A 23,131-nucleotide genomic window follows, 5' to 3' on the forward strand; every position below is an offset into this window, starting at 1 on the left:
ACGGTGGCCGGATCACCGGCCGGCGCGCGGGAAACCCCGGCGAGCGGCGACCTTGGCGACCGGTGACCGCTCAGTCGTCACCGCGGCTTTCGGCTTCCTCGGCGCGCTCGCGGTTGCGCTGCTGCCGCTCCCGCTCGCGCCGGCTGTAGGTCGCCCGGCGGACACGTTCTTCGTCCTCGAGGCTCGAGCCCACCGCCCCGGCGACGATGCCCACGGAGGTCGAGAGCCACACCAGCTTGAGGTAGGAGGCGGGCCCGGCCGGATGGCCGAGGACCTGCCCGAAGTAAGTACCTTCGATCAGGACGATCGACGCCAGCAGCGAGAGCGCGAAGAGGATGGCGTACATGCACGCGACGCCGATCGACAGCGTCAGCGCGGTCGAGGTGTTGTACAGCAGCGCTTTCCGCCGTTCGAGGTGCCCGGACGGCGAATCCCAGAGGCGGTTGTGCACCATCAGCCAGCCCGACATGACCACGATCGCCAGGACCGTGATCCCGGCCAGCCGCAGCGCGGGCAGGGCTTCGGCGAGCTTCCAGAACCGACGTGGTGATGATGCCGTACGCGGCGGTGGCCGCCGCGGCCGCCGTGGCCCCGGCGAGGTTGGGCACCAGCCGCCACGGGCGGTTGTCCCGGATCATCCCCGCGAGCAGCCGCAGGCGGCCGCGCAGACCCACCAGGGCCAGGTGCTCGTCGGCGGCGCCGCGGCCCCGGATGTGCCGCGTCGGCGCCACGAGCTCCCGCAGCCGGTCGAGGATCCCCTGCGGGGGATCGGCCTCCTTCGCCGAGCGGCGCGCGACCAGGTGCCGGACCAGGTGGACGATCAGCCGGGACACCCGGCCGCGCAGCCGCAGGGCACCGAGCGCGGGCAGCGACACCATCGCCACGCCGTGGTCGGCGTTGTAGTCCGACGCGATCGGGACCGTGCCGGCCCGCCGCGGCAGGTCGGTGATCAGCACCAGCAGGTCCCAGCCGTGTTCGGCCCGGCGCTGCTGCGCCAGGTCCAGCATGGGAATGTCACCCTCCTCGTTCAGCGGAAGGGCCTGCGTCTCGTGCTCGATGTGCCAGGTCGTCTCTTCGCCGAGGTCGCGGGCCAGGCGATCGGGCAGCCCTTCCGCGATTCTCCCGGCGAGCTGCTGGGGAAATCCGTCATCGGTCAACAGGCCCACCACAAGGGCCTCCGGCGCGCGCTGGGCAGTCATGCTCGAGCCTTTCCTCGATTTCCGAGGTGCGATCTCCGGGTTCCCGGATCGACAACCGGCAAACGGCCCGGCCGGGCGTTGCGGTCCGGATCACCGGGTACCGACGTTCCATGACCGAAAAGGACGAGACGACGACCGACGACGAGCTGCGCGCCGAAGAGTTCGACCGCGCCACGGCGGGGACGGTGCTGGCGGCCGGCGACTGGGCGGGGTGGGACGACCTGCTCGACTGGCTGCGCACCGAAGGCCCGGGCGTCCGGAAGCTGTCCCCCGGTGCGCTGCGCGGCATCCGGCAGGACGCCGAACGGGCCTGCGCCATGGGATTCCCCTTCCCGCACGACCCGGACCACTTCTACGCCATCCTCCGCGGCCAGCACCTCGCGCGGGCTCATGACTGAGTTTGTCCCGGGGAGGCGCGGGTAGACGCCGCCAGCGGCGAGCACCCGGGGTTCCGGTCGGCCCTCTCCGGTCCGTTCGCCCGCGTAGGCGCCGCACCGATGACGAGCCGCAGCCGCCGCGGCCGGACTTAAGCTTCGGTGACCTATGCGGCAACCGAGGGGTCGATCAGCGGCGTCACGTCCCGGCTGGGAGTCCTGACCTGCGGTGTCGACCAGTTGTCGACGGATTGTCGACGACCCCTGCCACGGTGAATCCCATTCGGTCTCTCGACCGGGGCAAGGCGGCCAGTCGTCGTAACGCCGACAAGGCCACCCCGCCACCGCAGCACTCGCCGGTCCCACGGCGAGGGGGGAGTTCACCACATGAGAAGATCCATAATAGCTGTCGCCTTCATGGCCTTCACCGCTCTGATCGCGGGGACAACGCCCGCTATGGCGTCCGCGGACACCAAAGGAATCTACGGCCCCAAAGGAAACCCGTCGCTCGCCGCGGCGAGTACGCAGGGCATCTCGTCACTGACCTTCCTCTACGGCGGCGCTTTTCAGTTCGCTGCGGCTGACGGGTCGAACATGTTCACGACCGTCTCACGGCCCGCGCTGGCCGCGGGCGATTTCCACTCGCTGGGCGAAATGGCCGCGGAATCCGCGGACAGCAAGAACATCGTCGAGGTCGGCTGGACCGTCGACCGGGGCCTGTTCGGCGACTCCGAGCCGCACCTGTTCGTATTCCACTGGGTGAACGGGGTGCCGACCTGCTACAACGGCTGCGGTTTCGTCCCGGTCGCCAACGCGGCGTCGGTGACGGCGGGAATGACCCTGCGGCCGGGCAACTCCACGCCGCAGTTCACGATCCAGCACTTCCAGGGCAACTGGTGGGTCGGCTTCGGCGGCGTCTTCTTCGGCTTCTACCCCGACACGCTGTGGGGCAGCAGCTTCACCAAGGTCGCCCTGACCCAGTGGTTCGGTGAGGTCGCCGCGAACAGTGCGACGCCGTGCACCGACATGGGCAACGGCCTGTTCGCGTCGTCGCCGTCGTCGTCGGCCGCCGTCGCGATCAACTTCATCGGCGGCCCGGCAGCGAACATCAGCCTCAACACGATCACCAACCCGGCGCTGTACAGCGCTACCCGGACAAGTTCGAACAGCGTTCACTTCGGCGGCCCAGGAGCCTGCTGACCTGAGCTCCCGCCTCCGCCTACTCCGGCCGACCAGCCGGAGTAGGCGGTTTGGTCTTGTCATGACGTGGCTTGCCGGGCGTCCGCGAAGAGACCTGCCAACAGCGGGCGAAGGCGACCGCCGGAACGAGCGCGCGCAGGACTGCTGCCAGAACAGCTGCACCGCACTCCGCGGCCGATGATCCCGGGCTTTTCCGCCCAGGACACGGCCAGCACGCTCGGCATGGCCACCGCGGACCAGGAATCCGGACGATCCCTTCCTGGTCGCGATTGCGGTGCTGACCCTGCTCGGCGAAGTCGCCGCCGAGGACCGCTTGCTGTGCCTGGTGGGCGACGCGCACTGGAGCCGTCGACTGACGTCACCAGGCTTGCGTCGCGGGTCTCTGTCTGTGACTGCACGCCGGCGTCGATCAGCGCCGCGCCGGCCGCGGTGGCGATGTTCTCGGCGATTTCCCTGCTGGCGCCATGCCGGCTTGCCACCGTCACGAGAATTTTCATGTTTCCACCCTCGCGCGGGGCGCGGCCCCCGGCTTAGGGGCCAATGTCCCTCGGGACTCGCCGAAAGTCACCGAAAGCTCGGGGCACCGGCCGCCGCGACCGCCCGGACGGTCGCGGCGGTCGCGGCGGTCACGAAAGCGCAGAGGCCCACTGCTGCGGTCGCGGTGTCGCCGGTCGTGCCTAGCGGACGGCCTGGAACTGGGCGGTCCAGGTCGTGTGGAAGGTCATGCCCTGGCAGCGAATGTCCGTGTCGTCCTTCATCTTCACGGCGTCGGTCAGCTTGTACGGGAAGTTGGCCTCGCTCACGGCCAGCGTCGGCAGCAGCGGGTCCGCGCCGGCCACGGACAGTTCGAGCTGCCCCTGGCAGTAGGGCTTGTCGGCGACGTTCCCGACGGTGTCGATCACGACATCACCGGGGGCCACGGACACCAGCCTGATCTTCACGTTGGCGTTCGGGTTGGACAGGGTCAAGGTGACGTAGGCCTTCTCGCCGGGCAGCAACGTGCCGACCTGCGCACCGGTCACGGTGGCGGGGATCATCGCCTCGGCGGAGCCGGACACCCCGCTTGCGGTGCTGTCCTGGACGAACGCGGCGACCGCGAACCCACCGACTCCCACCAGTGCGCCGACAGTGGCGACGACGAGAACGGACTTGGTCTTGTTGTTGATACGCATGGAACTTCTCCTTGGATTGACTGGCTCGGTTCTCAGGGTTGGGTCGTGGGTGCCGGTTCGCCGGGGCTGGATGTCACCTCGGTGGCCGTGCTGCTCGCCGGTGGGACTGTCGTGGCGGGGATGACCGGCTCCGCCGACGGTGTGGCAGACGGCGTCGTCGTTCCGATCGTCGACGTCGGTTCCGGCGTGGCGGATCGGCTGGATCCCCAGTTGCCGGCCTTGCCGTCGACCGTCGCGGTCACCACGACCACGTCGAACCCCGTTGCCACCGCTACACCAGTGGTGGAAAACGTAATGGCCATCAAGGCAATGACACCGGTTTGGCGGAAGGTACGCATGGGCATGCCCTTCAGGGCTTGATTTCCGGCGTCATGGCGCCATCATGGGGATCGAGCACTGCGGGCTCATATCGGTTTTCTGAGAGCTGGTCGATGCGCTCATCGTCTCAGCCGCAGCCAAGCGCTTGAACCGGTTTTCGTCTTACCCCATACGTCGACTGCGAGACGTTCTCCGTTACGAATATCGGCGCATGACGTCGAATCGTGACAAATGTCCTCAAATTCGCGTGGAAAACGAACCGTGCATGAATTACGTTCGTGAACGCACCCTATCGCCGAAGTCCTCCGGCCCCTCGTTCACCTGGCCGCCGCCCTACCCTGCCCTGCCGAGCGCGCCGGAGAGTGTGCGTCCGTTCGAGGGACAACGATATTGATCCAGGCGGACGCAGGGGTAGGTTCGTGCGTTGTTGCCCCGGACCTCGGTGACGTGACAGCTCCGCGACGATCGCGGACGCGATCACGAGCCGAGGTTCTTCCGCGCCGAGGAGCGGACGCCGGCAGTACGGCGGATGCGGGTGGCTTGTGATCGGCACAACTCAGTCACGTCGGCGCGCCGCGTCCACGTGAGTCATCGCCAGATCGCGATCCAGGAAATGAAGCCATGAGAATTCAAAAGACTCAATTCCGCCGGGGACTCGTCGTCACGCTGGCCGGAGTCCTCGCGACCCCGGCCATGTGGGCGCTCGCCCCGCTGACCGCCCACGCCGCCGTCAACTGCGTCGTGAGCGCCGGGGTCACCCAGACCGATACGACCGTGACCGGCAGTCCCGGCAACGACACGATCGACTGCGGCGGCACGAACCCCGGCAAGACCATCAACGGCAACGCCGGGAACGACACGATCACCGGCTCGGACTTCGACGACACGATCAACGGCGGGGACGGGAACGACACCCTCACCGGCGGCACCGGCAACGACACCCTCACCGGCGGCCTGGGCATCGACACGATCTCCGGCAGCGCCGGCAACGACACCCTCATCGGCGCATCCAACGACGGCAGCCAGGACAGTCTCGACGGCGGCCTCGGCACCGACACCTGCCAGGGACCCGCACCCGACCCCGACATCCACGCCGGCTGCGAGAACACCAGCACCCCGCCGACGACGGGCCCGGGCTCGGGCACGGCGAACGCCACCCAGCTGTGCACCACCACCGGCGGCGTGCTGTCCCTCACCGTGAACCCGGTCGGATACGTCTGCGTGTTCAACCCCCTCAGCCCCGCCGACCGCCGCGTCGCAGAGGCCGGCAGGATCTGCACCGGGGCCGGCGGAACCTTCGTCAACCTGCTCCCGCTGAGCTACGCCTGCGTCCTTCCGACCACGCCATAAACCACCGATTTCCTGCTCCAGTCCCTGCCCCGGGCGAACGGGGCGACGAGAACGGCCGCGCCTCGAGTGAGGGCGCGGCCGTTCCGCGTCGAGGACGAGGGCCGTCTCGGAATTCTGCGCCTTTGTGAACGCGTCGAGAGGTGGTTTCCGTAGAGGCCGCCGAAGCCGGTTCTGCCATTGGTGGTGATTTGGTCGCGTTCGGATGACTGGGTGCGGTACTCCTTGCCAATCCGGCTGCGGGCGCGAACGCTGAGGCGTTGAGGGATATTGGCCGGATCCGGCGCCCTCACGTGTGCGGCACCGGGTAGCGACCCCAGACCCTGGTCATCGAACCGCCCTCTCCAGTCCGTGGCTTCAGCCCCGGGCTCCATTTCACGGGTGGAAGGTTGATCATGGGATCGACAGCGACTATCAGCACGGCAGGGCGGGCGGGCCGGGCCTTGATCGGCCTGGGCACCGCGGCCGGGTTCGTTCTCTTCGCACCCGCTCAGGCGTGGGCGCTCCCGCCGGGATGCACCCAGAGCGGCGCCAACTTCACTTGCACCGCCGGGATTCCCGCCGGTCAAGTGCTCACCGGCACCAGCGGGGACAACATCATCACCGTCACCGGCGGCGCCGTGAACGGTACGGTGAACAGCCTCGCCGGCAACGACACGATCACCGTCACCGGCGTCGCCGGTACGTCGGGAGCCAACGGTGCCCCGGGGGCCAACGGCACCGCGGGCACCCCCGCGGGAAGTGCCGGCGGCAACGGCGGAGCCGGGAACGTCGGCGGCGCCGGCGTCGGGAGCACCGGCATCATCGACGCCGGTGCCGGCACCGACAGCATCACCGTCACTGGAGGCATTGGAGGCAACGGCGGCAACGGCGGACAGGGCGGGATCGGCCTCCTCAGTGGCGCCGGAGGCGCCGGGGGCAACGGCGGCGTCGGCGGGATCGGTGGCGCCGGGAACGCCGGCACTGTCACCGGGGGCGCCGGCAACGACACCGTCTCCTTCACCGCAGGCAAGGGCGGTAACGGCGGTCTCGGCGGTCTGGGTGGCAACAGCGGCCTCATCGCCGGAGGTGCGGGTGCCGGTGGTATCGGTGGTGCCGGCGCGGCCGGTGGCGTCGGGAACTCCGGGAGTTTCAACGGCGATCTCGTTGATTCCGGTGCCGACATCGTCACCGTCAACGGTGGTGCCGGTGGGACCGGCGCGGCCGGTGGCGTGGGTGGCTGCGGTCACGGCGGCGGCGCCGGGGGCGTCGGCGGTGCCGGTGGCGCCGGAGGTGCCGGCAACTCCGGAACCGTCGGCGGCGGCGCCGGGGTCGACACCCTCAAAGCCAACGGCGGGGTCGGCGGCAACGGCGGCGTCGGTGGCAAGGGCGGCAACGGCTCGGCCGCCGTCCAAGCCGGCGGTGCCGGTGGCGTAGGCGGGGCCGGAGGCGCCGGAGGCATCGGGAACTCCGGCGCCCTCACCGGCGGAACCGGCGTCGACACCATCACCGCCACGGGCGGCAAGGGCGGCAACGGCGCCGGCGGTGGCAACGGCGGCACCGGCTGCAGCGGCCCCGGCGGCCCTGGTGGCCTCGGTGGCGCCGCGGGCGCCGGTGGTCTCGGGAACTCCGGAACCATCAGCGACGCGTCCGACACCATCACCACTCCCAGCGGTGCCGGCGGCCTCGCCGGCGGCAACGGCGTCGCCGGCATCAACAACGGCGGCATCTGCACCTGCTGACCAGCAGCGGCACGGAACGGCAGCGGCCCATCACCGGAGATGGCGCCGCTGCCGGCAACAATTCCGGAAACACCCGTGATTCGCCTGGCACCGAGACGCCCACGGCCCGGATCGCCACTGCGTCCAGCAGCTCGGCTCCGCCGTCGCCACGGTCCTCGCCCGGCTGGCCGGCGAAGTGATCGCACGCGAAGCCGCGGAGACCACTGGCCATTGAGCTCCGGGGATCCTTCGTCGTGCCGGCACTGCACCACGCGGCGAAGATCGCTCGGCTCGCACGACCTCGGCGAGGCACCCTGATCGGTTCGGTCGCCCTCAGGGTCACCGCGGCCGCGCACTGTCCGGTGGTCGTCCCCGCGGCCACGGCCCGGACTCATGGCCCGCAGGCGAAGCATCGCCACTGACGATCCCTGCGCTGCCCTGGCCGACGCCGGTCCCGGAACGCGGCCATGGCCGTTGCGCCGAACGTCGGCGGCACTCAAGCCGTTCCGGTGGGCGGGTCGAGGATTCCACTGGTGGTCAGGATCAGCACGGCGGAGCCGGCTGCGTCCGGCGCGGCGGCCGCTTCCAGCGCTCGCTCCGCCGCCGCCGGATCGGCCTCGGGCGGGACCACCAGCAGGCTCAACCGGCGGATGCGCGGTCCGATCACGACGATCGTGTGCCGATCCAGGCCAAAGAATCCCGCCAGCCGCACTAAACCGGTTTCGAGCGCGAGCTTCCGGGGAGCCAGATCCCACATCGCCGGGTTGAAGCCGATCCGGTCGACCGGGCCCGAGTCCGCGACGAGCGCGGTGACCAGGGCGCTGAATTCCGCGACCGGCTCCCGCGAGCGTGGCCACCAGGCGCCGTCGAAACAACCCTTGACCGCACCAGGTGGTTTCAACCGCAGCCGTCTGCCGACGGCCGGCGAGCCGACCACGGGCCCCGCGGCGCCGGCCGACAAGAACGTCATTGCCGGTGCTCCTCTCGCCCCCGCGGCCAGCGGACTCCGCCGGCGGGGTTCATGACCCAAGCGTTCATTTTGAGACACGCATCGCCGGGGTCGCCGCTTTCTCCGACTCAACGGCGCACACGCAGCCGCGGTTGAACGTGCCCGCCCGCGTCGCCGTGCAGAATCGGCGCGCGATCACATCGTGCGATTCCGCTGAATGGGGGCACGCCGCACAGGCGGGCACCACCGAATCGCCGATTTCCGTGACGGCGACGCCTGCTTCGACATCGATTTTCGACATACCGGGATCTCCTTTTGCAGCTGGCCGACCACGGGGCGCGGTCCGACGAACGGACGAGAAAGTCAGGACTCGCTCGAAATTCCGGCTTCGGGTCCCGGCTTCACCGAATGCGCCGAGGTCCGGGGCGATACCTTCACCTTACGCCCGTGCCGGCCACACCCACGCTCTGGTCCGACCGCGTCCCGGTGAGTTCCGGGCACCACCGTCGTGCTCCTGGCGCCGACCGACACCTTCGCCGGGACGCCCGGGCACGGTCGCCCTCTTGGAACGAGCCCGGCAGGGGCGGCCGGAGCCGCCCCTACCGGGCTGGGTTCAGCGAGAGTTGTGTCAGATGCACACGACCGTGAAGCCGGCGAGGCCGCCTGCGCCGTTGAGCCCGGGGATGCCGTTCGCCGTCATGAGGGCGTCGGTGCCGCCGCCACCGGTCACGGTGCCGGAGCTGCCGACACCACCCGCACCGAGAGTCCCGCCGGCGCCACCAGCGCCGGCGGCGGCCGGGTTGCAGCCGTTGCCGCCGCGGCCACCGGTGCCGCCATTGGCGCCGTTGCCACCGGTCACGGTGAGGCTGTCGTCGCCGAGGCCGCCGTTGACGGTCCCGCTGTTGCCGACACCGCCGGCGCCACCGGCACCGCCACCGCCACCGGCGCCACCGATCTGGCCACCGCCGACGCCGTTGCCGCCGTTGCCCGCGGTCCCGCCGAGGCCACCGGCCCCGCCGTCGACCTTCAAGGTGTCATTGCCCGCATCGCCGGTGACGGAACCGGAACTGCCGATCCCGCCCGCTCCGCCGACGCCGCCGAAACCGCCCGCGCCACCGCCGTGACCCGCGCCGGCGTTTCCGCCCGCGCTGCCGTTGGCTCCGGCACCACCGGCCAGAGTGATGCCGTCGAGTCCGTCGTCACCGCTGACGATCCCCGAACTGCCGAGACCGATACCGCCCACGCCGCCTGCGCCCCCGACGCCGCCGACGCCACCGGTACCGGCGCTGGGTCCGCTCGGGCCGCCGAGCGCGCCGGCGCCACTGGCGCCGCCCTTGCCACCGATGACCTTCACCGTGTCGTTGCCGAGGCCGCCGTGGATGGCGCCGACGCCGGCCTGGCCGCCCGCTCCGCCCGCGCCGCCGACTCCACCGGCACCGCCGGCGCCGCTGAGGACTCCGGCGCCGCCGGTCCCGCCGAGGCCGCCGCTCCCACCGGCGCCACCGGTGGCGGTGACGCTGTCGGCGCCGTCCCCGCCGTTGACCGTTCCGGTGCTGCCCAGCGCGAGGCCACCCACGCCGCCTGCCACGCCGGCACCGCCGGCGAATCCGGCCGGGCTGGTACTCGTGCCGGACCCACCCGCGCCGCCGGGAGCACCGGTGGTGCCCGCCGTGCCGGTCATGGTGACCGTGTCGTTGCCGGCCAAGGCGTCGATGGTGCCGCTCATGGGCCCACCGGTGACGGTGACGACGTCGTTGCCGGCGGTACCGGTGAGGATCTGCCCGGCGGCAATGCCGGCGGTACAGGTGACGGTGTCACCGGAACCGTTGAAGACGCGGGTGCAGCCGACCGGATCGGCGTGGGCCGCGCCAGGGACGATCAAGGCGAACCCCGCGGCGGTACCCAGTCCAATGAGGCCGGTACGGGTTCGACGAGCCGTAGTGGTGCGTGCGCTTGATCTCATGGGAAAACCTTCATGGCGTTGAGTGGATCCGGGCTGAAGCCACGGAACCGGGAGTGCAGCTGACAACCACTTTGCCGATGGCATTTCGTACCGAATATCCGGGGCATGGTCCGTCGGCACTCCCAAGCCCCACACTCGCCCCGCCGCGGACACTTGGCAACGAAAAGGCGATAGTTCACTCCTCTGCGAGGATATCCCCCGATGCGAGAGCCGAATCCGGAGATAACCATCGAATTCCACTGAATCCGATTAATCGCGCAGCAGTACGAGCCCGTAAACCAGCAAATCGGTGCAGATATGGCAGATGAACCACTTCGCGTACCGCCATTCGGGGGCCTGGGGTATCCATCGTCCGACGGCCGGCGATAGGGTATCTTCCGTTACCCCGGACCTCGGTACCTGGCCTGCCCGCCACGACAGCGACGCAGATCACGAGCCGAGGTCTTTTCGTGGGCCGAATCACGCGTCCCGTTCGGCGAATCGGGCCGCCTCCGCGGCATTCTCCTGCTGCCGCCCCGCACCGCAATCCGCCACTATTGTGCTCCAGGAAAGAAATCGTCATGCGACACGTCCGCACCATTGCCCGAGCCCTGTTCGGGGCCACCGTCGCGACCGGAGGCCTGGTCGCACTGGCTCCGGCGGCGCAGGCCATCACCATTCCGGTGGCCTGCAGCGAAAACGCTCTGGTCGCGGCGGTGAACCTGGCCAACTCCACCCCCACCTCCGACACCCTCGTCCTGGCCGGCGGCTGCACCTACGGCATCACCGCCGCCCACGGCGGCACCGCCAACGCGCTCCCCGTCATCACCACCCCGATCGAGATGACCGGCCCCGCCACCATCACCAACGCCTCACTGGCCGGTCTCGGCATGTTCCGCATCGCCGAAGTCGGCCCGACCGGCAACCTCACCCTCATCACCGGAGTCGCCTTCACGCACGGCAACGTCGTCGGCGACGGCGGCGCCATCCTCAACCACGGTGCGGTCACCCTCACCGGAAGCACCCTGACCGGCAACACCGCCTCCGGCAACGGCGGCGGCCTCGCCAATCCCGACACCCCCAACGGCACCGCACCCGCCGCCACCTTCACCAACAGCCCGCTGTCCGGCAACACCACCCTCCTCGGCGACGGCGGCGCCATCTACAACGGCCTCCGCGGCACCCTCTCCGTCACGGGCGTCTCCGGCAGCCCGCTGTTCATCACCGGCAACAGTGCGGGCCGTGGCGGCGGAATCTCCGCGGTCGGCTCCACCGCGACGACCCTCACCCAGACCGCCGTCACCGACAACCACGCACTGCTGCTCCTGGGCAACTCCGGCGGCGTCTCCCGCCAAGGCGGCACCATGACCACCAATAACGCCCCCATCACCGCCAACACCCCCGACAACTGCGTCGGCAGCGTCCCCGCCGTCCCCGGCTGCACCGGCTGACCACCGCACCGAACCCCGCGGCCCGCAAAGAGATCCAACCCACCACAAAGGAGAACCCATCATGGGAATCGTCATCATCGGCGGCCTGCTCGACTCCGTCGTCGGCATCGTCAACGGCGCCGTAGTCGCCATCACCAGCGCCGCCGGCGCCGTCCTGCTCCCCCTCCTGCCGCTGTAACAACCACAGCTCGACCACCCCGACCTCCGCAGGCCACCCGGCCGGCGGGGGTCGGGGTGGGTAGGCCCTTGGTCGGCCGAGGGTGTTCACCCCTTTGGCCGTGATCCAACACGGGATGGCGTCAACTGCGCGCGGGCGGGGCCGCGACCGGCGGCGCCGTTGTGACGAGCTCGTCGCCTCGGTAGCCCAGGCGGCCCCGGGTCGCGATGAGGACCACCGCAGCCGCCAGCGCCGACGCGAGCAGGAACACCCACGCGACGTCGTCGGTTGTCGCACTGGGGAAGAGGTCCGCCCATGCGATCGAGATGGTGTTGTTCACGCTCGTGTGCACCAGCATCGCGATCGGCAGGCTCTGGCCGCTGCGGTTGAACACCCACGTCATCACAATGCTGAACAGCGTTGTCGTGGCGATGAACTTGACGATGGTCCAGACCGTTACGTCCGGCCATTGGCCCCACTCCGAAAAGAACAGCGGCAGGTGCCACAGACCCCACAACGGACCCAGGATCAGCGTGCCGCGCAGCGGGCCGAACTTCGGCTGCAGGTAAGGCAGGGCGAAGTCGCGCCAGCCGGGCTCTTCCGCGAGACCCGTCGTCACCATCTGGAACACCAGGCCGGGGAGCAGGGCCACGAACACCGCCGCGCCCGGGAGGTGGATGTCGCCGCCGCTCAGAGCCACCCCGGTCAAGATCATCGCCGCCGGGACGCCGAGGATCGCTCCCACGTACCAGCGCCAGTTCACGTTCCACTTCAGCAGCCGGCCGGCCCAGCGCCGCAGGCCCGGCCGGCCCTCGGCGGCCGCGGTGACGAGGAACGCCGCGAGGATCGGGCCGAGGTAGGCGCCGGGCAGCACGCCGAGCACCTGGGTCGTGCCCATGATCTTCGGGAAGTCGATCTCCGGTTCCAGGCCGAGACCGTTCATGCCCAGCACGTACGGCGTCCACGCGATCCAGCTCAGCGCGAACGCGAGGGTGAAGAAGCTGACGAGCGGGTACCGGGCGATCAAGCCACGGATTCCGCCGTGCGGCGCGATTTGCTGCGGAACAGCCATGATGGTCCTTTCTCAAGTGGACAGTCAGTCGCCGACGCGCATGGCCGCGACGGCGGCGGGGCGCAACGCGAACCGGGTGGGAACGGCGATGGCGCCCCAGCCGGCGAGGGCGAGGATCCCGGCGTAGAGCAGGGGCAGCGCGGATCCGGGCAGCCTCACGGCTGCCCCGCCGCGACGGTGCCGACGAGCACCTGGTCGGCGAGGAACGCCGGGTCGGACCGCTGGTTGCCCAGCCGCAGCGGGAGCACGATGTTCTGCTCGACCGTCAACGCGTCCAGCAGGTAGCTTCACGGCGGTCATGGGCCCGTCCGGGCCGGGCCAGAGCACGTTCCTGCTCTGCGCCGTTCGCGACTGCTGTCATCGCTGGTGTCCTTCCCCTGCTTTCCGGTGACTCCGACGCTAGGGGCGGGAAGGGCGCGCCACACTGGCCTGCGCACCCGGACAGGTGGTGTAGCCAGCTACACCCCGTCGGCGGGTTCAGTAGAGTCCTGGCAGGACCGCAGGCCCCGGGGAGCGGCGATGAGGACAGCGATCAAGCGCAGCACAGCCGCCACCGCGGTGCTCGCGTCGGGCCTGCAAACGGCGTTGCCCGCGCTGGCCGGCGTGCTCGTCCTGCCGTTGCTGGTGCTGCTGCTGCCGTTCGGGCCGGCGGTGCTGAAGCCGGTGCGTGTGCTGGCCGGGCTGGAGCGCGAGCGCGCCGGGCGGCACCTGGGGTATTCCCTGCCGGAGGCCGCCCACGCCGAGGGCGGTGGCCGGGTGCGTGCGCTGTGGGACCCAGCGACCTGGCGAGCTCTGCTGTGGATGGTGGTACACGGGTTCGCGGGCACGTTCCTCGGCCTGCTGGGCATCACGCTGTGGCCCGCGATCGTGGCGAGCGCGACCATGCCCCTGTACTGGTGGCTGTTCCCGCCGGAAAGCTTCACCGGGATGTACGTCGTCGTCCGGACGTGGCCGCAGGCCCTGACCCTGCCGCTGCTGCAGGCCGCGCTCTACGCCGCCGCGGTGGTGTGGCTGGTACCGGTGATCGCGAGCGGGCAGCTCCGGCTCGCGCGGTCGCTGCTCGGGCCGAACGAGGCCGAGCTGCTGGCCCGGCAGGTCGAGCGGCTCACCGAAACGCGGGCCGAAGCGCTGGAATCGCACGGCGCCGAGCTCCGCCGCATCGAGCGTGATCTGCACGACGGCATCCAGGCGCAGCTGGTCGCGGTCTCGGTGCGCCTCGGGCTCGCCGCGCGCGTCCTGGCGGCCGAGCCGGACAGCCCCGCCGCTGCGCTGCTGCAGGACGCCAGGACGGGCATCGAGGACTCGCTGGGCAACCTGCGCAGCATCATCCGCGGCATCTACCCGCCGATCCTCGCCGACCGCGGCCTCGCCGGGGCCGTGCACGCGCTGGCGGACGGCCAGCGCATCCCGGTGACCGTGCGCGTCCCCGACGACCTGCCGCGGCCGCCGGCGGCGATCGAGGCGGCGGCCTACTTCGTCATCGCCGAATCGCTGACCAACGTCACCAAGCACAGCACGGCCGAGCACGCCGAGGTGGCGCTCGACGGGGACGGGAAGAACCTGCGGGTGACCGTGCGCGACGACGGCCAGGGCGGCGCCGATGCCGACGGTGGAAGCGGGCTGTCCGGCATCCGGCACCGGGTCGCGGCACTCGACGGCACCGCGCGGATCGACAGTCCGGTGAACGAAGGAACGACGATCGAGGTACTGCTGCCATGCGGATAGTGCTCGCCGAGGACAACGCCCTCCTGCGCGAGGGGATCTCGCTGCTGGTCAAGAGCGCGGGACACGAGATCGCCGGGATCGCGGCCAGCGGCCCGGAGATCCTGCCGGCGCTGCTGGAGCACCGGCCGGACATCGCGGTGCTCGACGTCCGGCTGCCGCCGACCTTCCGCGACGAGGGACTGCGCGCGGCGATCGAGGCCCGCGAGCACCTGCCGGGACTGCCGGTGCTGGTGCTGTCCCAGTACGTCGAGCAGGCCTACGCCAAAGAGCTGCTGGAGACGGGCGCTGCCGGCACCGGCTACCTGCTGAAGGACCGCGTCGGCCGGGTCGAGGAGTTCCTGGACGCGCTCGACCGCGTCGCGGCCGGGGGCACGGCCCTCGATCCCGAGGTCGTCTCGCAGCTGATGAACAAGCGCGACCCGCTGCACAGCCTCACCGCGCGTGAGCAGGAGGTGCTGCACCTCATGGCCCAAGGCCACGACAACCTCACGATCGCCGCGGAACTGGTCGTCACCGAGCGCGCGGTGAACAAGCACATCGGCAACATCTTCCGCAAGCTCGGCCTGCCCACGAGCGACAGCGGCCACCGGCGGGTGCTGGCCGTGCTCGCGTACGTCAACGCCTGAACCTCACCGGTGAGCGCGGCTACCCACCCAGTGCGACGTGGAAGATCTTCTCGTTGCTGTTGTCGGGAGTGCTGTCCTTGTCGCCGTTGTTGGTGGTGGTCAGCCAGAGACCGCCGTCGGGTGCGGGTTCCACGGTGCGCAACCGTCCGTAGGTGCCGTTGAAGTACGCCTGGACGTCGGTCAGGTCGCTCCCGCTGATCACTTCCCGGTACATCCGGGTCCCGCGTTCGCAGGCGACGTAGAGCACGTCGCGGACGATGGCGATGCCGGAGCAGGAACCGTCCGCCGTGGGGTAGGTGCGCTTGGGTGCGATGTACCCGGGGGTGCCGCACGTTCCGGAGGTGCCTTCACACGCCGGCCAGCCGTAGTTGCCGCCCTTGGTGATCAGGTTGGTTTCGTCCATGGTTCCGTCGCCGAACTCCTGTTCCCACAACCGTCCTCGGGAGTCGAACGCGAGTCCCTGCGGGTTGCGGTGGCCGTAGCTCCACACGTAGTTGCCGAAGGGGTTGTCCGCAGGCACGGTGCCGTCCGGGTTGATGCGCAGGACCTTGCCGTTGAGGCCGGCGGTGTTCTGCGCGTTGTTGCCGTTCTGGGCGTCACCGGTGGTGGCGTAGAGCTTGCCGTCGGGACCGAAGCGCAGCCGGCCGCCGTTGTGGTACTTGTTGCGCAGCAACCCGCTGACCAGTACCTGTTCCGTGGCCGTGCTGAGCCGGTCGTTCTCCAGCTTGATCCGCACGATCCGGTTGTCGGTCGGCGAGGTGTGCATGATGTAGAGCCAGTGGTCGCCGGCGAAGCCGGCCGAGATGGCGAGGCCGAGCAGGCCGCCCTCGCCGTCGGTGTTGTCCACGCCGGGAACCGTGCCCACGCTGGTCTTGGCGCCGGTGGCGGGGTTCAGGTGGACGATGTCGTGGGCGTCGCGCCGGGTGTAGAGAATCGTGCCGTCCGGCAACGTCACCAGGCCCCACGGGATATCGGTGTCGGTGGCGATCTGCGTCACCGCGCACACGGAGTCGCCGCAGGCCGCGCCGGTGGTCACGGTCGTGGTCGCACTGTGCGGCGACACGTTCGCCTGCGCGTCCCGCGCCACGACGTAGTACGTGTAGCTCGTGTTCGCCGCCAAGCCACTGTCGACGAAGGTGGTCGCGGGCGGCGCGGCGGCGGTCCCGGTGACGGCACCGACCTTCGTGCCGCCCCGGTAGACGTCATAAGCCCGGACGCCGATGTTGTCCGTGGCCGCGGCCCAGTTCAGGGTCACCGTGGTGCCGGATGCGGCGCCGGTCAGCTGCGTGGGCGCGCTCGGTGCCTGGGTGTCCGGCCGGCACTGCGGGGGCGTGATCGAGACCGTGGTGCTGGCCTGGGAGACGTTGCCCGCGGCGTCGCGGGCGTTGACGTACAGGCCCCAGGTCGCACCGGCGACGACCGTGAGGCTCGTCGACAGCGTGCTCCCGCTCACCGACTTCATCGACTGGCCGTCGTGGTAGACGTCGTAGAACGCGACGCCCACGTTGTCGGTGGCGGCGTTCCACGAGAACGTCACCGCGTCGCAGACCAGGTCGCTCACCCGCGGGTTGCCCGGCACGCTCGGCGGCTGGGTGTCGGCGCCGAGCGAGGTCCGCCACTTCTGGTTGCTTCCCCCGGTGCAGGTGTACAAGCCGACCAGGGTGCTGTTCGCGGTCCCCGCGCCGGTGACGTCCAGGCAGAGGCCGGACTGGACGCCGGTGACGGTGCCGTCGGCGTTGACCCGCCACTTCTGGTTGGCGCCGCCGTTGCAGGGGTAGATCTGCGCGTCGGCGGGGGACGTGGTGCTCGCGCCGGCGACGTCCAGGCACATCGCGGGGTCGTACACCCGCAGTTCACCCGCCGCCGTGAACGTCCACGCCTGGTTGGCTTGGCCGTTGCAGTCGTAGATGTTCACCCGGGTCTTCGGCGCGGTGCCGTTGCCGACGACGTCCAGGCACCGCCCGGACGCCACGCCGACCACGGTGGCACCGGGAGCCGCCGCGGCGGCAGCGGGCACGACCGCCGTCACCGCGGCGACGGCCGCGAAAACCGCGCCAAGGACACGCCGGCGGGAGTTCAAGGGGGTCATTCTCAAGACCTTTCGCTGTGGTCCACTCGAGATGCCTCACGCGTCGAAGCGGAAGTGCACGGTGCGGTGGTAGTCGCCGGTGGCGGCGTTCGGGCGGCTCTCCGGGCCCAGCGACGCGACGCCGTGGAACTTGTTGCCGATCGGCGCGATGCCGTCGAGGAAGGAGATGCTGCCGGCCGGGTAGGTGACGACGGCGTTCTGCGGGTCGGGCCCCACCTTCGGGGTGAACAACCGCAGGAACAGGCCCTCCTCCGCGGCGACCACCGTGACGGCGCCTTCGGTGGTCTCCAGGACGGCCCAGCAAGTCCGGGCGTGGTAACCCTTGAACTCCGGGTACTGGTACCCGCTCGCCCCGGTCGCGGTGTCGTTGTACGGCTTGCGCCAGACGTCGGGCTGCACCCCGCGCAGCCGGTTCTTGTAGACGCGGTAGGGCCCGTCCCCGAGCCACGTCAGGCCCCGCACGTTCGCCTCCGGGTAGTCGAAGTTCACGCCGAGGTGGTCGTGGTCGCCGGTGGCCCGGTAGCGGTACTCCAGCCGCAGCCAGCCGTTGGCGTCCAGCCGCCAGCGCACCGACGACAGGTCGCCGCTGTAGTCCGCCTGGGCGACCCAGCCCGTGCCGTCGCGGAAGTGGCTGAACGCGGTGAGGGTGGCCGCCCCGCCGGCCGGGACGGGCCCGTTGGCCAGCGACACCGGCGTGCTGCCTCGGCGCACGCCGCTCAGCCGCCCGCTGGCCTTGCTGATGGTGATCCGGGTGGCCCCGGCGATGAGCGTCACGTCACCGGCGGTCTCCCCTGCGGTCACGCTCCCCGTGGTCGCCGGGCGGACCAGGAGGGCGGCGTGGTCCGGCGCCTTGCGGATGCGCCACGTCCAGGCGGTGATGGTCCGGCCGGTCGGGTCGGTGACACTCAGCTGCAGCGCGTCGGCGCCGGTCCAGTCGGCGGGCAAGCCGAGCGCCAGCACGCCGGTGGCTCCCGGCGCGACGTCCGGCGCCTCCGCCTGGCCTTGGGCGAGGACCTGGTGGCCGGTTCCCGCACCCGGCCGGGGAAACGCCAGCAGCTGCCAGCTGAACCGGCACGCGCGGAGATTCGTGAAGTCGTACCGGTTGACGAGCTTCACGGTCTTGTCGAACGACGCCGGGAAGACCGAGTCGTAGTAGGCGGGATTGGCCGGCTGGACCGGCGACCAGATGTCCTTGATCGTGAAGAAGCTGCCTTCCTTCTCGCGGTAGGGCCCGAGGATGCCGTCGGGAGCGCGGCTGCCGTTGGTGTCGAGGACCCCGCCACGGTCGTCGCGCACGACGCTTTCGTCGACGAATGCCCAGATGAACCCGCCCGCCGAACGCTGCGACCCGCCCATGAGCTTCCAGTAGTCGTTCAGGCCGGCCCCGGCGCCGCCGTCGTAGAGGCCGTGCAGGAACTCGGTCGGCATGAAGATCGTGCCGCCGGCGACCTTGCTCGCGGTGCTGCTGTAGGTCTGGTAGTGACTGGTGTCGATGCCGCTGAACGTCGTCCACGGGTGCAGCACCGCCCGTCGCTGCGGGTCGTACTGCGCGAAGTCGTCGTCCAGCGCGGTGTTCCAGCCGCCTTCGTTCCCGTTGTCCCAGAACAGGATCGACGGGTGGTTGACGTCGCGCTCCACCAGGGCCTCGACCAGCGGTGCCCCGACACCCTCGTCGTAGCGGCGCTGCCAGCCGGTCAGCTCGTCCAGGACGTAGAGCCCCAGCTCGTCGCAGAGGTCGAGGAAGAACGCGTCCGGCGGGTAGTGCGACATCCGGACGGCGTTCATGTTCATGTCCTTCATCAGCCCGATGTCCAGCCGGGCGAGGCGAGGACTGGACGCCCGGCCGGACGTCGGCCAGAAGGTGTGCCGGTTCGCTCCTTTGAGGACGATCCGCTTCCCGTTGACGTACACGCCGTCCCCGGTCCGGACCTCGACGGTGCGGAAGCCGAAGCGCTCGACCGTGCTGTGCAGCGGTACCCCGGCGGCGCTCGCGAGCGTCAGCTCGACCTGGTGGAGGTTCGGCGTCTCGGCCGTCCAGAGCAACGGCCCTGTCGCCGTGGTGGTCAGGGTCGCGCTGGTCGCACCACTCGCGACGGCAACCGAAAAGGCGGCCCCGACGGACGTGCCGTCCAGCCGGCGCAGCTGCGCGGTCAGGCGGCTCGCCGCGGTCACCCCGGCGAGCGTGACGCGGGCGGCGAAGGTCCCGTCCGCCCGGGCGTCGATCGCGACGCGGTCGATCCGGGCGGCCGGGTACGCCTGCAGCGACACCGGCCGGAAGATCCCGCCGAAGTTCCAGAAGTCGCCGCGGCGCTCGGCGTCGTTCACCGAGTTGTCGGCCGATTCCTTGCTGACGGTCACCTCGAGCAGGTTCTGCTCCCCGAGCCGCAGCAACGGCGTCACGTCGTGGCGGAAGCGGTAGAAACCGCCCTGGTGCACCGGCCCCGCCGAGACTCCGTTGACCCGCACGTCGGCGTCCGTCATCGCGGCCTCGAACACGAGGAAGATCCGGCGCCCGGCCCAGGACGACGGCGGCGTGAACCGGTGGCGGTAGTTCCCCTTCTCCGGCGGCACCAGATCCCCGCCGTAGTGGTAACTGCCGAAGCCGTGGCACTCCCAGTTCGACGGCGTCGGGATCGTGGCCCACTCCCCCGCCCGCCGGCCGGCCGTGACCTGGAAGTCCCAGTCGACCGGGTGGTCGGCGTCGCAGCCGGTGAGCACCATCGTCTCGGTCGCCGGACCGGCGAGCGCCGCACCGGCCGCTCCCGTCGAAGGGACACCGAGCGCGGACAGTCCTGCGGTGGCGGCTCCTGCCGTGCTGATCGACAGCGCCGTGCGACGAGTGAATTCCACTGGGTCTCCAAAGGACTGAGAGGGAAGTCCGCCGACGTGCACAGAGACGCGAAACAGGCTGGCAGTTCAGCTTGATATATGACACATCATACGACGAGAACGGGCGCGCAAGCGGACAAACCGTCGGACAAGTCGCGACGTCGTCGTACCGCAGCGCCGGCCGAACCGCGCTGCAGCGGTGAGCCCGTAGACCTCACCCTCCGCTTTTGCGGCGGCGAGGCGCGGCTGAGCGGGGTGGGGTCGAGCGCATGTGGTCGCGCACCGGAGCGAGCAGGGCGGCGAGGGTCTTGACGTTGTCGTGGGAGAGCGGTTCGAAGAGCAGGCCGCTGACCACCTCGATGTGCCCGGGCAGCACCTGCGCGAGCCGCGCCCGGCCGGCGTCGGTGATGGTGACCGTGACGCTTCGCTCGTCGTCCGGGGACGGGGAGCGCACCACCAGACCGGCTTTCTCGAGCAGGCCGGCCTGGTACGTGAGGCCGCTGCGGCTGTAAACGACACCGTCGGCCAGGTCGGTCATGCGGTGGCTGCACTTCGGCGAATCCCCGAGGCGGGCCAGCAGCTGGAACTGCACATAACTGAGCTCACCGGCCTCGCGCAGTTGCTGCTCGACCGCGTGCCGCAGCAGGCTGGTCACCTCGATGAGGTCGAAGTAGGCGCCCAGCTGCACGGGGTCCAGCGACGGCGGCGAATCCGGCATGGCTCCCAGCCTACTGCTTCGAACTCGAAGGATCCACCGATGACCAGCGCAGCCCGTCCCGCGAAGTACGAATCCGCCGGCGGCCGGCGGTCATGCGGGCTTGACGGCCTCGATGTGCTCGCTCAGCCACCCGCGAAACGTTTGCAGGCGCGGGTTGAGCGCCCGGACCAGGTCCAGGTCACGCGCACCGACGAAGTCGCGCTCGCCTTCGACGTAGAACTGGAACATGTTGCCGAACTCGTCTCCCAAGGGCAGCCCGAGCGAGCGGAACTCCTCGTGCGTGAGCGGCCGGTAGCCGACCGGCTCACCCAGCGCGTCGGCGAACGCGGCGGCGTACTCGGCGCCGGTCAGGTGCTCACCCGCGATGCTCACGGTTTTGCCCACGTACTCGTCGCCGGCGGCGAACACCCCGTAAGCGGTGCGGCCGATGTCCTCCGCCGCGATACCCGCCAACCTGGCCTCCCCCATCGGCAAGGTGAGCACGAGCCGGCCGTCCTCACCCCGCACCGGCCCGGAACCCTGGGTGAATCCTTCCCAGTAGAACGTGCTCCGCAGATAGGTCGTCGGCACACCCGAGTCGCGGAAGAACGCGTCCGCCTCGGCCTTGGCGTCGAAGTGCGGAACCGTGAAGCGCTCCTGCAGCACCGGGACCCGCCGATCGGACACCGGGATGACCTCGCGGGTGTCCTCGAGCGTCGACCAGACGACGTGAGCGACGCCGGCCGCCTTCGCGGCACGGGCGGCGGTCGCGGCCTGCGCCAGCTCGACATCGGCGGACATGGACTCCCAGAAGTTGGTCACCACGAAAGCGCCGTGCGCGCCCTCGAACGCCTTCCGCAGCGACTCCTCGTCCTCCAGAGTCGCCTCCACCACCTCGACGCCACGCTCGGCCAACGCCCGGGCCCTCGCCGAACCCGCGTTCCTGGTGACCGCCCGGGCGGCGAACGGACCCCCGGGATCGTCCACAATGGCCCGGAGGAGGCCTCCTCCCTGAGCGCCCGTCGCACCCAGCACCGCGATGATCTTCTTCTCGCTCATGAGCATTCCCTTCAAGATTTCAGATCGACTCGAGGACCCGGACTCGGTCGGCGATGGCCCGCCGGGCGAGCCGGGCCGGGGCCGCCGACCATCGGGGCCGGCGCCTCGGCGATTTCAGGATCCGAGCTCAGAGACACGGTTCCTGTCTTCCGAATCAGGCGGTGGCCGGGACGACGACGACCTTGCCGTGCACCGCGCCGTCGGCGGCGCGGGCGTGCAGCGCCGGCAGCCCGTCCAGCGGCACCCGCTCGGCGATCTCGACGCGCAGCTTCCCGCCGTCCACCAACCCCACCAGCTGCGACAGCTGCCCGGCGTCGCTGCGGACGAACAGGTCGATGCCGCGCACGCCACGCTCTTCGTCGGAAGGAGCGGGCATCCAGACCGTCGTGTTCACCAGGACCCCGCCGGGACGGACGACGGCGGCCAGCGCGGTGAGTTCGGCCGGGTCGACCGGGGCGAGGTTGAGCACCACGTCGACGGGCTCGGTCACCGCCGCGGCCACGCTCGTGGTGGTGTGGTCGACGACTTCGTCCGCACCGGCGGACTTGACGGCTTCACCGCTGCGCGGGCTGGCCGTGGCGATCACGTGGGCACCGGCGTTCTTGGCCAGCTGCACGGCGTAGCCGCCGACCGCGCCACCGGCGCCGTTGATCAGCACCCGCTGCCCGGCCGCCAGCTTGCCGTGCTCGAACAGCGCCTGCCACGCGGTCAGGCCCACCAGGGGCAGCGCGGCGGCGTCGGACAGCGGAATGCTCGTGGGTGCCGGCGTCAGGACGTCGGCCGGCGCGAGAACGTACTCGGCGGACGCGCCATCGTCGGTCATCGGCAGGAAACCGATGACCATCGCACCGACCTCGAGGCCGTCCACGCCCTCACCCAGCGCGTCGACCGTACCCGCGACGTCGCGGCCGGGAGTGTGCGGAAGCACCACCGGCATGGGACCGCGCATGTTGCCCGCGCGCACATTTGCGTCGATGCCGTTGAACGACGTCGCGGCGACGCGGATCCGGACCTGTCCGGAGCTGGGAACCGGCTGTTCCATGTCCTCGTAGCGCAGGACGTCGGGGGCGCCGTACTCGTGGAAACGCACTGCCTTCATCGGTGGATCTCGCTTTCGCTTCCTGCGGGTTGCTTCGAAGTTGAAGCAACTACGAACAAGATATCGTTGATTCGAATTCAAAGCAAGTGAGGTGGCTCACTGCCCCGGGAGATCAGCACCGCGGCG

General features: G+C 70.3%; 21 protein-coding genes. 9 read left to right on the forward strand and 12 right to left on the reverse strand.

All coding sequences use genetic code 11. From position 1 onward, the window contains the following. Positions 1 to 70: 70 nt before the first annotated feature. On the reverse strand, positions 71 to 469 hold the full coding sequence (locus tag QRY02_RS17730; RefSeq protein ID WP_285992639.1) for a hypothetical protein: 399 nt from the start codon (positions 467 to 469) through the stop codon (positions 71 to 73). On the opposite strand from QRY02_RS17730, the gene QRY02_RS17735 reads away from it, so the two are divergent. From QRY02_RS17735 to QRY02_RS17745, 3 genes are all read left to right on the forward strand, one after another. Beyond that, positions 468 to 1,313 (forward strand): hypothetical protein, encoded by an 846-nt coding sequence (locus tag QRY02_RS17735; protein WP_285992640.1) that lies wholly within the window; start codon positions 468 to 470, stop codon positions 1,311 to 1,313. The genes QRY02_RS17730 and QRY02_RS17735 overlap by 2 nt on opposite strands. Beyond that, positions 1,310 to 1,597 (forward strand): hypothetical protein, encoded by a 288-nt coding sequence (locus tag QRY02_RS17740; protein ID WP_285992641.1) that lies wholly within the window; start codon positions 1,310 to 1,312, stop codon positions 1,595 to 1,597. Before QRY02_RS17735 ends, QRY02_RS17740 begins: the two co-directional genes overlap by 4 nt. Before the next feature lie 393 nt (positions 1,598 to 1,990). Next, positions 1,991 to 2,773 carry a neprosin family prolyl endopeptidase gene (locus tag QRY02_RS17745; protein WP_285992642.1) on the forward strand — a complete coding sequence of 261 codons (783 nt, stop codon included), beginning with the start codon at positions 1,991 to 1,993 and terminating at the stop codon, positions 2,771 to 2,773. A gap of 677 nt (positions 2,774 to 3,450) precedes the next feature. Here QRY02_RS17745 and QRY02_RS17750 read toward each other — a convergent pair. After that, a complete protein-coding gene (locus tag QRY02_RS17750) occupies positions 3,451 to 3,945 on the reverse strand; it encodes a hypothetical protein (RefSeq protein WP_285992643.1) in 495 nt (164 codons plus the stop codon). A 45-nt stretch (positions 3,946 to 3,990) separates the two neighbouring features. On the opposite strand from QRY02_RS17750, the gene QRY02_RS17755 reads away from it, so the two are divergent. The 3 genes from QRY02_RS17755 to QRY02_RS17765 all read left to right on the forward strand — a co-directional run bounded on the left by QRY02_RS17755 (position 3,991) and on the right by QRY02_RS17765 (position 7,331). Beyond that, complete coding sequence (locus QRY02_RS17755) at positions 3,991 to 4,305, forward strand: hypothetical protein (RefSeq protein ID WP_285992644.1); 315 nt, start codon at positions 3,991 to 3,993, stop codon at positions 4,303 to 4,305. 579 nt (positions 4,306 to 4,884) lie between these two features. Then, positions 4,885 to 5,613, forward strand: a complete 729-nt coding sequence (locus QRY02_RS17760) for a calcium-binding protein (RefSeq protein ID WP_285992645.1) — start codon at positions 4,885 to 4,887, stop codon at positions 5,611 to 5,613. A gap of 566 nt (positions 5,614 to 6,179) precedes the next feature. Then, positions 6,180 to 7,331 (forward strand): hypothetical protein, encoded by a 1,152-nt coding sequence (locus tag QRY02_RS17765; RefSeq protein ID WP_285992646.1) that lies wholly within the window; start codon positions 6,180 to 6,182, stop codon positions 7,329 to 7,331. A 475-nt stretch (positions 7,332 to 7,806) separates the two neighbouring features. On the opposite strand, the gene QRY02_RS17770 is transcribed toward QRY02_RS17765, so the two are convergent. From QRY02_RS17770 to QRY02_RS17780, 3 genes are all read right to left on the reverse strand, one after another. Then, positions 7,807 to 8,280 carry a DUF5994 family protein gene (locus tag QRY02_RS17770; protein ID WP_285992647.1) on the reverse strand — a complete coding sequence of 158 codons (474 nt, stop codon included), beginning with the start codon at positions 8,278 to 8,280 and terminating at the stop codon, positions 7,807 to 7,809. A 64-nt stretch (positions 8,281 to 8,344) separates the two neighbouring features. Then, positions 8,345 to 8,560 carry an RGCVC family protein gene (locus QRY02_RS17775; RefSeq protein WP_285992648.1) on the reverse strand — a complete coding sequence of 72 codons (216 nt, stop codon included), beginning with the start codon at positions 8,558 to 8,560 and terminating at the stop codon, positions 8,345 to 8,347. A 327-nt stretch (positions 8,561 to 8,887) separates the two neighbouring features. After that, positions 8,888 to 10,342 (reverse strand): hypothetical protein, encoded by a 1,455-nt coding sequence (locus QRY02_RS17780; protein ID WP_285992649.1) that lies wholly within the window; start codon positions 10,340 to 10,342, stop codon positions 8,888 to 8,890. 440 nt (positions 10,343 to 10,782) lie between these two features. On the opposite strand from QRY02_RS17780, the gene QRY02_RS17785 reads away from it, so the two are divergent. After that, a complete protein-coding gene (locus QRY02_RS17785) occupies positions 10,783 to 11,652 on the forward strand; it encodes a hypothetical protein (RefSeq protein ID WP_285992650.1) in 870 nt (289 codons plus the stop codon). Positions 11,653 to 11,951: 299 nt separating this feature from the next. Here the strand turns inward: QRY02_RS17785 and QRY02_RS17790 are convergent, their stop codons facing one another. Together QRY02_RS17790 and QRY02_RS17795 are read right to left on the reverse strand one after the other, a co-directional pair. After that, positions 11,952 to 12,881, reverse strand: coding sequence for a CPBP family intramembrane glutamic endopeptidase (locus tag QRY02_RS17790; RefSeq protein ID WP_285992651.1), 930 nt, complete (start codon positions 12,879 to 12,881; stop codon positions 11,952 to 11,954). A gap of 24 nt (positions 12,882 to 12,905) precedes the next feature. After that, positions 12,906 to 13,040: a hypothetical protein gene (locus QRY02_RS17795; RefSeq protein ID WP_285992652.1), complete on the reverse strand. Its 135-nt coding sequence runs from the start codon at positions 13,038 to 13,040 to the stop codon at positions 12,906 to 12,908. A 360-nt stretch (positions 13,041 to 13,400) separates the two neighbouring features. Between QRY02_RS17795 and QRY02_RS17800 the strand changes: the two genes are divergently transcribed. Both QRY02_RS17800 and QRY02_RS17805 read left to right on the forward strand, forming a co-directional pair. After that, positions 13,401 to 14,606, forward strand: coding sequence for a sensor histidine kinase (locus QRY02_RS17800; protein WP_285992653.1), 1,206 nt, complete (start codon positions 13,401 to 13,403; stop codon positions 14,604 to 14,606). Then, positions 14,597 to 15,232, forward strand: coding sequence for a response regulator transcription factor (locus QRY02_RS17805; RefSeq protein ID WP_285992654.1), 636 nt, complete (start codon positions 14,597 to 14,599; stop codon positions 15,230 to 15,232). Before QRY02_RS17800 ends, QRY02_RS17805 begins: the two co-directional genes overlap by 10 nt. A 19-nt stretch (positions 15,233 to 15,251) precedes the next feature. Here QRY02_RS17805 and QRY02_RS17810 read toward each other — a convergent pair whose 3' ends face one another. The 5 genes from QRY02_RS17810 to QRY02_RS17830 form a co-directional block, all read right to left on the reverse strand. Further along, on the reverse strand, positions 15,252 to 17,321 hold the full coding sequence (locus QRY02_RS17810; protein ID WP_285992655.1) for a PQQ-dependent sugar dehydrogenase: 2,070 nt from the start codon (positions 17,319 to 17,321) through the stop codon (positions 15,252 to 15,254). 36 nt (positions 17,322 to 17,357) lie between these two features. Beyond that, entirely contained in the window at positions 17,358 to 20,171 is a 2,814-nt protein-coding gene (locus tag QRY02_RS17815; RefSeq protein WP_285992656.1) for a glycoside hydrolase family 2 TIM barrel-domain containing protein, read from the reverse strand. A gap of 193 nt (positions 20,172 to 20,364) precedes the next feature. Beyond that, on the reverse strand, positions 20,365 to 20,868 hold the full coding sequence (locus tag QRY02_RS17820) for a MarR family winged helix-turn-helix transcriptional regulator (protein ID WP_285992657.1): 504 nt from the start codon (positions 20,866 to 20,868) through the stop codon (positions 20,365 to 20,367). 90 nt (positions 20,869 to 20,958) lie between these two features. Continuing rightward, a complete protein-coding gene (locus QRY02_RS17825; protein WP_285992658.1) occupies positions 20,959 to 21,906 on the reverse strand; it encodes an NmrA/HSCARG family protein in 948 nt (315 codons plus the stop codon). Positions 21,907 to 22,060: 154 nt separating this feature from the next. Next, positions 22,061 to 23,005, reverse strand: a complete 945-nt coding sequence (locus tag QRY02_RS17830) for an NADP-dependent oxidoreductase (protein WP_285992659.1) — start codon at positions 23,003 to 23,005, stop codon at positions 22,061 to 22,063. Between the last annotated feature and the right edge of the window lie 126 nt (positions 23,006 to 23,131).

It is taken from the genome of Amycolatopsis sp. DG1A-15b (assembly GCF_030285645.1).
In the GTDB taxonomy this organism is placed as follows: domain Bacteria; phylum Actinomycetota; class Actinomycetes; order Mycobacteriales; family Pseudonocardiaceae; genus Amycolatopsis.

Bases quoted from the DNA above. Each gene is read 5' to 3' on its own strand.
- QRY02_RS17735 (WP_285992640.1), top strand. From the start codon at position 468: ATGACCACGATCGCCAGGACCGTGATCCCGGCCAGCCGCAGCGCGGGC.
- QRY02_RS17730 (WP_285992639.1), bottom strand. From the start codon at position 469: ATGTCGGGCTGGCTGATGGTGCACAACCGCCTCTGGGATTCGCCGTCC.
- QRY02_RS17740 (WP_285992641.1), top strand. From the start codon at position 1,310: ATGACCGAAAAGGACGAGACGACGACCGACGACGAGCTGCGCGCCGAA.
- QRY02_RS17745 (WP_285992642.1), top strand. From the start codon at position 1,991: ATGGCCTTCACCGCTCTGATCGCGGGGACAACGCCCGCTATGGCGTCC.
- QRY02_RS17750 (WP_285992643.1), bottom strand. From the start codon at position 3,945: ATGCGTATCAACAACAAGACCAAGTCCGTTCTCGTCGTCGCCACTGTC.
- QRY02_RS17760 (WP_285992645.1), top strand. From the start codon at position 4,885: ATGAGAATTCAAAAGACTCAATTCCGCCGGGGACTCGTCGTCACGCTG.
- QRY02_RS17770 (WP_285992647.1), bottom strand. From the start codon at position 8,280: ATGACGTTCTTGTCGGCCGGCGCCGCGGGGCCCGTGGTCGGCTCGCCG.
- QRY02_RS17775 (WP_285992648.1), bottom strand. From the start codon at position 8,560: ATGTCGAAAATCGATGTCGAAGCAGGCGTCGCCGTCACGGAAATCGGC.
- QRY02_RS17785 (WP_285992650.1), top strand. From the start codon at position 10,783: ATGCGACACGTCCGCACCATTGCCCGAGCCCTGTTCGGGGCCACCGTC.
- QRY02_RS17790 (WP_285992651.1), bottom strand. From the start codon at position 12,881: ATGGCTGTTCCGCAGCAAATCGCGCCGCACGGCGGAATCCGTGGCTTG.
- QRY02_RS17800 (WP_285992653.1), top strand. From the start codon at position 13,401: ATGAGGACAGCGATCAAGCGCAGCACAGCCGCCACCGCGGTGCTCGCG.
- QRY02_RS17805 (WP_285992654.1), top strand. From the start codon at position 14,597: ATGCGGATAGTGCTCGCCGAGGACAACGCCCTCCTGCGCGAGGGGATC.
- QRY02_RS17810 (WP_285992655.1), bottom strand. From the start codon at position 17,321: ATGACCCCCTTGAACTCCCGCCGGCGTGTCCTTGGCGCGGTTTTCGCG.
- QRY02_RS17820 (WP_285992657.1), bottom strand. From the start codon at position 20,868: ATGCCGGATTCGCCGCCGTCGCTGGACCCCGTGCAGCTGGGCGCCTAC.
- QRY02_RS17825 (WP_285992658.1), bottom strand. From the start codon at position 21,906: ATGAGCGAGAAGAAGATCATCGCGGTGCTGGGTGCGACGGGCGCTCAG.
- QRY02_RS17830 (WP_285992659.1), bottom strand. From the start codon at position 23,005: ATGAAGGCAGTGCGTTTCCACGAGTACGGCGCCCCCGACGTCCTGCGC.